The organism is Yersinia sp. LJYL362 (genome assembly GCF_048323875.1).
The window spans coordinates 1-10,536 of sequence record NZ_JBLWEX010000104.1 but is presented as its reverse complement, the minus strand read 5'-3'; the positions used below and the strand labels follow the sequence as shown (position 1 = coordinate 10,536).

Sequence of the window (10,536 nt, the reverse complement as noted above, 5' to 3'; positions counted from 1 at the left end):
GGAAGTAAACCTGGCGAATATTGCCATCCCCTTTCGGGTCAGAAAATGCTTGTAAAAACACGGTAGTGACACGTAAATCGGAAATCCGCTGGACTAATTTATCCAGATTTTCCTTTTCCTGTGCCGGATCTGGATCGTAGAGATAATCCAAATCGACATGTGCCACCCGCATAATGTCTTTTTCCTGCACCGACGTGACAAGCTGGGCGAAGTCTTTCAATGACGGATTATTGCTGATCAGAATACGCGGGATGTTCATCAGATCATTGACGTTGCCAATACCCGGTTCCAATGTCATCGCCATTTGGTAGCCATGTTGGCGCAATATTTTAAGCACAGTGCCGTTTGGCGCGCCGTATGGCCACACCCAAACCCGCGGTTGCTTACCGGTCGCTTTAGTAATGCGCTCAGTTATCAAGGAAATGTCTTTTTCCATTCGCTGCTTAAACGCAGCTTCAGTCTCATACTTTTTGGTCTTAGGGTCATAAATCAGGTTGGCTGCTGCCGGTTCAGTGTTCCCTTGTGGGTTGGCAATCACCCCATAGTGTGAAGCATAAGTATGTGCGCCGATTTCAATCAGCTTTGACTTAGACATTTCAGTGATCTGTTTCCAAGTGAGGAAACGATCTCTGTCAGTGCTTAGACCACCAAAATCCACTTTTTTATTGGGTGGCGTATCGATCCACGTCCCAACAGGAGCCAATACTGCGCTTAAATTATTGGCTTCTAACAATGGATAAACGCGGTTATAGAAACTGCTATAGCCATCATCGAATGTCAGTAAAATAGCCTTATTAGGTAAGGGAGTACCACCATTACGTGCCGCCAATATCTGATCGACGGAAACCACGTTATAGCGATTGTCCTTCAACCAGGCCAGTTGTTCGCTTAATGCACTGCTTCTTACCGACAAATAACGTTGGTCAGCTGACTCATCTTCCACATCATGATAAGCAATGACCACAAACGTATTCTTCTGCCACGGCCTTTCACTGAGCGGCAATGCTCGCTCGGCAGGTGGAACAAATACCGGTTTCTCTGCATAACAGACGGAAGCCAGCAACGTTATCATTCCAACTACAAGTATCCGCATAAAAAATAGTATCTTCGCCATAGCGACTTCCCTTAGAAACGGTAATTCAAATCGAAAGCGAGTGAGAGGTCATGTTCACGGACACCATCATAGGGGCGCTTGTCGTAGGTGACTGCTAAACCTGTATCGACGACATCATTCCATTGAACTCGCTGCCCATAACTTGCCGTAGTGACCAGGCCATTACCGTAGTTTTTCTCCCAGTAGCCGCCTACACCCAGTTGCACTTGCTGGCTCCAGATAGTTTTATAATGGCGATACATAATATGATTCAGGGTAACCGCAGGAAGGTAGGTGAAATCCCTTTTCGGGTTGTAATAAATCACGTCTTCTTTGGTGTTAGTGCTGGCGGCTAAGCCTAAATTGAAATCAGCCGTCAGATAAGGCCCTGTCCAGATGCGCTGACGCCCATTAAGCTCGTATTCCCAACGTTTGTTACCGTCAGAGTAATCTGATGGCGTCACGTTGAATTCTAAATCACGCCGATCATCAGCTTTCCACAACACAAAGGCAGAGGCACTGTTGGCAGTGATATTATTTTTCATCGCCCGCAGCGGGGTATCTTTCGCCAACCTTTCGACCTGACCACCCACACGCCAATGGTCATTAAAGTCATACCAACTTGCTAAACGGAAACCGGTTTTATTACCAAAACCGTAATTTTGGTTATTCACTTCAGCCTCAGCCCAGACATCACGTGAAGTCCACTCTCCGCCAAGGCGCATAATACGGTTGATGCCCTTACCTTCTTCAAATTGCGCATTGTTGTAGTCGCCGCCACCAAAAACACGCCAATTGTCAGCTATCGGTGGGCTATACAATAGAGTCTCGACGCCATAGTCCTTATTGCCACTTACTGGGCTATTGGAAGAGAGCGTGCGGTTACTGGAAATACGCAATTCATACATATTATGAACTTTGCGCTGCCGGTCTAACTCTTGCGAAGGGACATCTTCCGGGGATCGCGCAATGACATCATCAGTTAATAATTCCATCTGACGCCATTCCTGCAAATCCATCGCTGTTTCGGCTTGCGCACGTTCCAGTATAAGGCTGCGTGGTGCCAACGACTCTACCGCTTTCAGCTCTTGCTCAGCCTTGCGCGGTAAATCTCTGGCCAGATAAACACCCGCCAAAGCAATGCGTAAGTTCTGGTTAGCGGGTGCGGTGCTGGATAGCGTCTCCAGTTTTTTCTGGGCGGCGGGCAAGTCATTCAGTGCGACCAAAGATTGCACCAGCAAGGTCTGACCTTCCATCCAATCGTCATTTGGCTCTTTACCCGGCAGGCCATAAACTCCCACCTGATAAGGTGTTTGCTCGCTGTAGTTCTTGGCGAATTGATGAGCCTTATCCAATTGCTCACTTTCATTCAACGCGTAATAGAGATCATCAGCATCAAGCAAATCATCACTGTTACGGAATGTTTTTCCGTCGGCATAATAGAGGCTGGTGAGGATCGGCGCGGCTTTTTCTGGCATCCGGCGATCAATATAAGCAGAAGCGGCCCAACGGCGGGCATAGTCAGGCATTTTATAGCCCTCAGCTTCCATACTTTCATATTCTTTAATCAGCTCTGTGGTGTTACGACGCACCAATAACGCGCCGAGTCTGTCGATACGCGCCCGCTGATAATCTGACTGTGCGTCAGGGTCTTTACTCCAGCGCGCTAACAAATCCTGATAATCGGCTAAGGCCTGATCAGCAATATAAAAACGCTCAGTTTCACTACGAGTTGGCAGTACCGCCATACGAACTTGCTCAGCCGCCGCATCTCTTTCAAGTTGTCGATACTGCTCAGCCGTCACTAATTTCGGATTTTCTCTGGCCAGCTGCAATGCCGGATCAGCAATACGATTTCGTTGTAAAATCTCGAGGTGGTTTTTTAATACCTCCTCAGATTCAGGTGCCAACCGCACCGCTTCACTGGAAGCCTGCAACGCATCATAATTGCGATTAGTGGCACGATTGAGATAAGACAGAGTCATATAATTTTGCGCGGAAGGGTTACGCTCGGCCAACTCTTTTGCCTGTTGTAACGCCGCACCACCACGGCCGGAATCGGCCTGAGTCATGATCATACCGGTAATGAGATCAGGGTTAGTGGGGTCTTTCTTCAAACTGCTTTGCCAGAGAGCCAGAGCTTGATCCCAACGTTTTTCATTGCGATATGCTCGCGCGGCAGAGGCCAGTCCACGCGAGGAGAGATTCACCGAGGAATGATATCTTTCGTAAACATCAATGACCTCCTGATCGCGCCCAGCCCAACCGGCTATTTGCAGCCAGTCATCAACCTGACCACTATTAAGCGGCCCGGCTTTAGATTCTTTTTGTAAATAATCAAGGACCGGCGCGGTATCCCCTGCTCTGGCTTTGATGATTAATGAATCATACTGTGTCTCTGCCAAAGCTGGATTAACTGAAAGGCCGGAAATTAATAGCGCTAATAAAGTAATTCTGTGCCGGTGCAACGGGCGCAGCAGTGTCGTAAATGCGTTATACATTATATAACCCTTAAGCCAGCAACTTGTTTGATTTTCAAGAAAAGCCACTTCACGAACATCCATTTTTCATTATGGAATTATGATTAAATGACGTCCTTAGAATGTATTACAGCATGTTACATAGGATAGTTGAAAGAAAATACTATTGCGTAATTATTATAGAATATTGTTATTCCAGCGATTAATAGAGGAAAAAAAGTAGTATGGGCGTTAATCCAGATTGATTTAAGATTATTCTTAGTCAAATATGCTACAAAAAGACAAAATTTAAAGACTAAATATTTTTATTAAGTGAATGCTGCCATACAGTGTTCTGCAAAAAAGATTGCATGGCACGGTTTTAGGTCTGTATGGAGGAATTTGCTACTTACCATTTGGGCTATTTAAAGATTCTTTATCCTAATACCCAAGTAAAATCCTGCAATAACAAGTGAGCGAAATTATCACTCTCGTTATAATAAAAAGTAGAATGATTTATTAACGGTTTGAGTTAACCCAATAGCATTATCCACAGTTTAAATTGCCATCACATCACAACCCTATATTTTATATGGGTATTTTATTGCTTTCATAGTATTTAAAGACATCACATTGAAATCTTCAAATAGACTCTTTTAAAAACACGAGAGTCTATTTAGCGATATGTTTAATTCAGAAAAATGAGAAATTGTGCACGCGTTATTTAAACCGGCGTAAATCGCGATTCAATTTACTTAAAAATTCGTAGCCGTCATTGGTAATGAGAATCATATCTTCCAGCATAATCGAGCCAATTCCGATACCGTAATACGGTGTTTCCAGACTGAGCACCATACCAGGTCGGAATGTTTCCGTTGCCAATGTGCTAACAAAAGGTGCTTCTTCCAGCCCCAAAAACACACCGTCCCCATGACCAAGATGGCCACGGTTATAATGCGGTAAACCGGACTTTTTAATGACATCCATAGTGCTATCAAACACGTCTTTTAACTTAACGCCCGGAGCAATCATCGAGAGCATATGCTCATGGCCGATTCTGATAGTGTCATATATCTGCTGTGTGAGTGCATCTGGCTCTCCCAAGACAAATGTTCTGGCAAGATCAGCACCATAACCCGCAACATCAACGCCACAGTCGAACTTAATTAAGTCACCAAGCTTTGCTGGCATTTCATCAGGGAACATTTTAGGTGAGAAATTATCGCCAACTGAAATAAGATTAAAGCGAGAGAAATTGGTTTCTGGGAAAGTCATGACAGCCGCTTTAAATGCAGCAGTCAATTCGGCGGCGGTGCAACCTACCCGGATATGCTTAGCCGCGCTGGCGATACCAAACTCAGTAATTTCAGCACTTTTGCGCAGGTATTGAATCTCCCACGGGCTTTTGATCATTCGAATTTCATTGAAGAGGGCTGTTGAATCAACCAACTTCAGCCCAGGGGCCACTTTATCTAATACACTTTTACCGCCGTTAGACATAGCCTGTAATTCAATCGCAATGGTCTTATCCAACACGCCTGCTTTCTCCAGGGCGACTTTCACTAAACCAAAAACAGCCTCGACCGGCGGGCCAATAGGGCGCTCACGTTTTTTCAGATGATTCAGTGGGTTGCGCGGGTCATCAACATCCACCCACACCGGAAAGGTTTTCAGCTCCATATTGGGCATATCAAAGTGTGTACTGGCAGCTTCAAACTCATTCATGATGATTTGAGATGGAATGCTTTCATCACGGAACATAATCGCGACAGCTGCACCAGTATGGCGGAAGGTATACATAAAGAAACTGGCAAAACCGGTCAGGTAATAGAAATTATCGCAGACGGTGACAACCAAAGCATCAAGCCCTTCTCGCTCCATGACCCTACGAGCTTTACGACTGACCGTATTTAAATGAGCAATTTTTTCTTTATTCACCGAAACATCCTTCAAGGCCTACTTTATCTGTAAGCTGAATGATATACCGGTTATGGGCGAGATTCTAACGGGCAATCAAGGCAACTGCCGACACCAGGAAGTTTATTACGCTGACAGCAAGTACGGCGCTCCATCCCCCCATTACGCGGAATTACAGTACGATAGAGCGGATTTTCTCGCCCATCAGGCAAGTTTAAGGTGAAAAAAAGATTTTCAATAATGCCGTCATAGCCCTCAATTGGGCCTAACTTATTTGCGAATTCGCGCAGATACCAAAATATCAAATAACCTATGTTATTCCATATCAGCCGGGTATTGGCTTTTGGCTGACGTTCTATTCTCTTCATAACAGGAATAATATGGTGATCGAGTAATAAATAGAGCCGTTGCAGTAAAGATGACGGTGATTTATCTAACCAGTCGTGTTGGTAGTAGATAGTTTCAGGCCGCCCAGTTGCGTGAAATTTAATGCGAACTCTCTCCGGGCGGGTATCAATCGTTGCAGGTAATGCCAGTAACATCAAGATCATCGGTGGGATAACCAAACCGAAATACCATTGCCCCCATAATGAATGCAGCGCTTTATGATTTGGGTTAAGCCCAATCTCGCTGTAATAGTGATTCTCATAGTTTTGCATCAATGCTGGCAGACTATTTTCAGCCGCCCACTGCTCAAGCGATACACTATCTTTGGGTATATCAACCGCATCAACATAAAACGATTCTGAGAAGTGCACGAATGTGCGGGCGAACAAACTGGCGATTTCATCAGAAATCGCAGTTGTTGAAGGGTAAATCACTTCAGCTGCATTCGCCACAATCCATACTCCACGGAACTCATATGGATGATATTATTACACTCAGTGATAATGATTATCAATGAAGTTGATTAATAATTCTCAACAGCATTAAATGCTAAAATAATCATCCGTGCAGGCTATGTTAGAAATTGCTCATGATTTTTATCTTCACAGGTTAATCAACCCGATAATTGACTGACATAACACCTTTCTTCTCCGAAATTGACTGCACAGTAACCTTACCCAGTTCGTGCAATGAACCGACATGGGTACCACCACAGGCATAGGCCGATAAATCACCAAAACCAACTTCGCGGAAATCACCTTGTACTGAAATATTTCGCGGTAAATCTTGCTGGATAAATTGATCCAAATCCGCCTGAATAATATTAATATCAATCGGTTGTGGGCTTTTTGTCTGTTTAAATGACACTCGCCCTTCCCCTGGCCAGTGATGCGCTTTTACGGGTAAAAAACCATAACTCTCACCAATATTACCAATAAGATGCCCCGCTGAATGCATACGTGTATTTAACAGACGGCGCTCATTGTCCACACGAGCATGATAGGTTCCTGGCGCAATGAATTTTGCCAGATAATGAATTAATTGCCCCTGCTGCTGAACAATCCGTAACACCTGATTATCACCTATATACCCTGTATCAGAAGGTTGCCCCCCACCTTGTGGGTGGAAAATAGTCGCCAGCAATATCACGGCAAACTCCTCGCCATCCGGTGTACAACTCAGCACATCAACATCCATTGCCAGCGCATCTGTCTCAAAAAATAGACGGTTTGTCATCATCATTATCCTTTTATCATTTCCATTATGATTATATTGATGTCAGTCTGACGTGATAATCCGTTACATACTCAAAGGACTGTTGCGCTGTGAGCACAAATTTCCCACTGGCTTTGCTGAGTGAAATGGCTATTTTTGTTAAAGTCGCCGAGGCGGGCAGTTTTTCAGCCGTCGCCCGCCAATTGGGGGTTTCACCTTCAGCGATTAGCCGCAGCGTCAGTCGGCTTGAAAAAGCACTGGCAACCCGTTTATTGCAACGAACGACACGTAAATTGCGTTTAAGTGAAAGCGGCGAAGAAGTTTTTAAACGCTGTAACGCCATGCTCAATGCCGCCAACTCGGTGATGGAGATCAGTGGCCAATATAGTCAGGAACCGGAAGGGCTTATTCGTGTCAGTGTGCCAAAAGCGGTGGGTCGATTTGTGGTCCATCCCCATATGCCTGAATTTTTACAGCGCTATAGCAAAATAGATGTGCAGCTGATATTGGATGACCGCTATGTCGATTTGATTGATGAAAATGTGGATTTGGCCATTCGAATTACTGACCAACCACCACCCGGGATGGTCGGGCGGCAATTGATGGATATCGAACATCTACTGTGCGCAACCCCTGAATATCTTGCGGCCCATGGTACGCCGGTGCATCCCCATGATTTAGCTCAACACAGTTGTATTTATCTCGGCGAAACACCGGGGGATGCACGTTGGAAATTTCGTCAAGGAACCAAAGCCATCACGGTCGCAGTCAAGGGCCGCTACGCCGCCAATCACACAGGTGTCAGGTTAGATGCAGTATTGCAACATATCGGGATTGGTAGTTTGCCCTATTTTACCGCCAGAACCGCCGTGCAACAGGGACAGGTAGTGCAGGTCTTACCGGAGTGGCGCTTTATCAGCTCATACAGCGGCGGCTTATGGTTGCTCTACCCTCCAACACGCTATTTGCCCGCCAAACTTCGTGTTTTCATTGATTATATTGTCGGTCGATTACGTGATGAACCCGATTTGCCGCCCCGCTAAATAATAAATTACCCAGCGGAGCGTTGAATCTTACGAAGCCGTCAGTGTCATTATGGTTTTTTCGCCAGCAAGGTCGCAAAACGCAATTTTATCCGGTTACCTTGTGCATCGGTTTTATGCAATTGCCCAACATCTTCGTTGTATTTAATGATGTCCCAATCTTTATAGTAATGGCGTAATTCACCCGATTTTAATGTGAAGGAAAAAGGCACCGTACAAGGGAAGTCATCAGTCGACATCGCGGAGATAATCAGGTTGTAACCACCAGGCAAGGTGCACTCTTGCATGTTATTGATAATATACGGGATTCTTTCTGTCTGTAGGAACATTAATACGACTGTCGAGAGAATAAAATCGTAGCGATTATCCAGGCTGGCTTCATTGATGTTATAGGTATTAGCGGTAATATTTAGCCGTTTTTCCTGTTCAATGATCTGTTGCAGATGGCTAATACTGTCGTCATTCTTATCTACGGCAGTCACATCAAAACCCAATAAATTCAGATACAACGAGTTACGTCCGGAACCGCAGCCTAAGTCGAGTACTTTCCCGGGTTTAATGATTTTCACAGCCTCAATCACTTCAGAATGAGTCGGTGTTAAATTGTATTTTTTATGATAAAAATCTTCTGGCGTACAATAAAAACTGAGTTGGCATTGCAGATCATCTGAGCATGCGGCAATACGATGCCAAACTTGTGGTTCGATAAAAGGAGGCTGATTCTCACAAGAGAAAGAGTGTCTTTCCAGCGTATTACCCGCTTCATCAAGGATCAAAAAATCCATTTCTCCACTCAGAATCGTCAATTTGGCCCATGCTCCGGCTTTGGTATTGTGCTTTTCACGAAACATCGCGGGTACGCCAGCGCTATTCCAGACAGGTAACTGTTTGTAGCAAAGTAAGGCTGATGTATTTTCCATGCTGATATTCCTCAGATAATTTAAAGATGCATTTAATATGCAACATATAGTACAGCATAAATGTTATTAAATGAAGCCGCCCTGGCAAGCAAGCTCACAGCCTCTCTAACTCATAAAACCAGTAGAATATCGCGCAAAATAACTTTATGGGACTTTAGACTTAGCCGCTTTTAGGCTCTCAATATGGTCCGCCAATTTTTGAATATCATCATCAGTCAAATGTGCCTTTGCCTTATTACCTCTGCCGACAATCTTGCCGTCACGCCGCGCGGTTAGCCCCTCAACGATTTCATTGCGAGATAACGATATCAGCGGCGGTGCTTTATCCAACCCTTTTCGGGAGGCCAAACGCCCATGACAACTTGAACAAGTTTGTTGATAGATATGCTCACCGTCAGTGGCGGCCAGAGTCGTGGTGCTAAACACAATGATGCATGCAGCCAGTAGCAAGACTTTCATTATGCCCCCGCCGCCCATTGCTGGAACATTGTGGCCAGCGCCTTCTCATCCCGCGCCCCTTGATGCAACTCCGTTACCTTACCGTTACGGTCAATCATAAAAGAGGTTGGCGTGCCAATAACTTGATAGCGCTCCTGCGTGATACCCAATTGGTCACGAATGACGGGGTAACTGATGTTACGCTGCGCCAGCACGGGGGCAATATCCACTTGTTCCGGATCAGTATTGATCGCCACGACTACAATATCCTGCTGATATTGCTGGCTTAGTTTATCTAAAGCTGCCATTTCTGCCAGGCAACCACCACAACTTGCTGACCAGAAATTGAGGTAAACCTGTTTGCCTTTCCACTGTTCGAGTGCCACGGGTTTGCCTTGCAGATCATAGGCCGCCAATGGGGGCGCAACCTCTCCCACTGCAACTTCTTCTTGCTTACACGCACTGAGCACTAACAGTAAGGCACATAAACCGACTATTTTGACTGGATTACGCCACATGATGATTGCTCTCCTCACGAAGATATTTACCGTGCTGGAGCCGAATTATCCGGTCAGCAACACAGCCTAAATCCGGGTTGTGGGTCACCATCACAATGGTCCTACCTTGGCGATGAATATGGTTTAACAAATCCAAGACTCTCTGCTCATTCTCTTCGTCAAGGTTACCCGTAGGTTCATCAGCAAAAATAATGGGTGGCTGATTGACCAGCGCCCGCGCGATGCACACCCGCTGCTGCTCACCGCCAGAAAGCTGGCTAGGTAAATGGCCCATCCGTGGCGTCATCCCGACCTGCTCTAACACTTGTCGAGCCGCCTCTTCATCCACTACACTGTGATAATGCTGCGCCAACATAATGTTCTCCAGCGCAGTCAGATAAGGAATAAGGTGGAATTGCTGGAACACCAACCCAATCTTATCTGCCCGGAATTTCCTGCGCCCTTCTTCATCCAAGCCAGCAGCATCAATCCCATCGAGCAATACCTGCCCTTCAGTTACGGTATCCAGGCAGGTCAGAATATTCATCAATGTGGTTTTACCTGAAC

10 protein-coding genes are annotated in these 10,536 nt (G+C 45.5%); 1 reads left to right on the top strand and 9 read right to left on the bottom strand.

The window, feature by feature from the left end; all coding sequences use genetic code 11:
- The 5 genes from pgaB to ACNSO8_RS04585 all read right to left on the bottom strand — a co-directional run.
- On the bottom strand, positions 1-1,114 hold a 1,114-nt coding region (gene pgaB / locus ACNSO8_RS04605), incomplete at its 3' end, for a poly-beta-1,6-N-acetyl-D-glucosamine N-deacetylase PgaB (protein WP_418393963.1).
- An 11-nt stretch (positions 1,115-1,125) separates the two neighbouring features.
- The gene (gene pgaA / locus ACNSO8_RS04600; protein ID WP_418393962.1) at positions 1,126-3,594 is read right to left on the bottom strand and encodes a poly-beta-1,6 N-acetyl-D-glucosamine export porin PgaA; all 2,469 of its coding nucleotides are present in this window, start codon (positions 3,592-3,594) and stop codon (positions 1,126-1,128) included.
- A gap of 678 nt (positions 3,595-4,272) precedes the next feature.
- Positions 4,273-5,490, bottom strand: coding sequence for a M24 family metallopeptidase (locus ACNSO8_RS04595; protein ID WP_418393961.1), 1,218 nt, complete (start codon positions 5,488-5,490; stop codon positions 4,273-4,275).
- A 50-nt stretch (positions 5,491-5,540) separates the two neighbouring features.
- The gene (fhuF, locus tag ACNSO8_RS04590) at positions 5,541-6,308 is read right to left on the bottom strand and encodes a siderophore-iron reductase FhuF (RefSeq protein WP_418393960.1); all 768 of its coding nucleotides are present in this window, start codon (positions 6,306-6,308) and stop codon (positions 5,541-5,543) included.
- A 157-nt stretch (positions 6,309-6,465) separates the two neighbouring features.
- Positions 6,466-7,092 carry an alanyl-tRNA editing protein gene (locus tag ACNSO8_RS04585; RefSeq protein WP_418393959.1) on the bottom strand — a complete coding sequence of 209 codons (627 nt, stop codon included), beginning with the start codon at positions 7,090-7,092 and terminating at the stop codon, positions 6,466-6,468.
- 89 nt (positions 7,093-7,181) lie between these two features.
- Between ACNSO8_RS04585 and ACNSO8_RS04580 the strand changes: the two genes are divergently transcribed.
- Complete coding sequence (locus ACNSO8_RS04580) at positions 7,182-8,114, top strand: LysR substrate-binding domain-containing protein (protein WP_418393958.1); 933 nt, start codon at positions 7,182-7,184, stop codon at positions 8,112-8,114.
- A gap of 50 nt (positions 8,115-8,164) precedes the next feature.
- Here ACNSO8_RS04580 and tehB read toward each other — a convergent pair whose 3' ends face one another.
- From tehB to ACNSO8_RS04560, 4 genes are all read right to left on the bottom strand, one after another.
- Positions 8,165-9,034, bottom strand: a complete 870-nt coding sequence (gene tehB, locus ACNSO8_RS04575) for an SAM-dependent methyltransferase TehB (protein ID WP_418393957.1) — start codon at positions 9,032-9,034, stop codon at positions 8,165-8,167.
- Positions 9,035-9,178: 144 nt separating this feature from the next.
- On the bottom strand, positions 9,179-9,493 hold the full coding sequence (locus ACNSO8_RS04570; RefSeq protein ID WP_418393956.1) for a c-type cytochrome: 315 nt from the start codon (positions 9,491-9,493) through the stop codon (positions 9,179-9,181).
- On the bottom strand, positions 9,493-9,990 hold the full coding sequence (locus tag ACNSO8_RS04565; protein WP_418393955.1) for a TlpA family protein disulfide reductase: 498 nt from the start codon (positions 9,988-9,990) through the stop codon (positions 9,493-9,495). The genes ACNSO8_RS04570 and ACNSO8_RS04565 overlap by 1 nt, the downstream gene beginning before the upstream one ends.
- On the bottom strand, positions 9,980-10,536 hold a 557-nt coding region (locus tag ACNSO8_RS04560), incomplete at its 5' end, for an ABC transporter ATP-binding protein (RefSeq protein WP_418393954.1). The genes ACNSO8_RS04565 and ACNSO8_RS04560, both read right to left, overlap by 11 nt.

Excerpts from the sequence above, each read along its gene's own strand:
- pgaA (WP_418393962.1), bottom strand. The coding sequence starts at position 3,594 with ATGTATAACGCATTTACGACACTGCTGCGCCCGTTGCACCGGCACAGA.
- ACNSO8_RS04585 (WP_418393959.1), bottom strand. The coding sequence starts at position 7,092 with ATGACAAACCGTCTATTTTTTGAGACAGATGCGCTGGCAATGGATGTT.
- tehB (WP_418393957.1), bottom strand. The coding sequence starts at position 9,034 with ATGGAAAATACATCAGCCTTACTTTGCTACAAACAGTTACCTGTCTGG.
- ACNSO8_RS04570 (WP_418393956.1), bottom strand. The coding sequence starts at position 9,493 with ATGAAAGTCTTGCTACTGGCTGCATGCATCATTGTGTTTAGCACCACG.
- ACNSO8_RS04565 (WP_418393955.1), bottom strand. The coding sequence starts at position 9,990 with ATGTGGCGTAATCCAGTCAAAATAGTCGGTTTATGTGCCTTACTGTTA.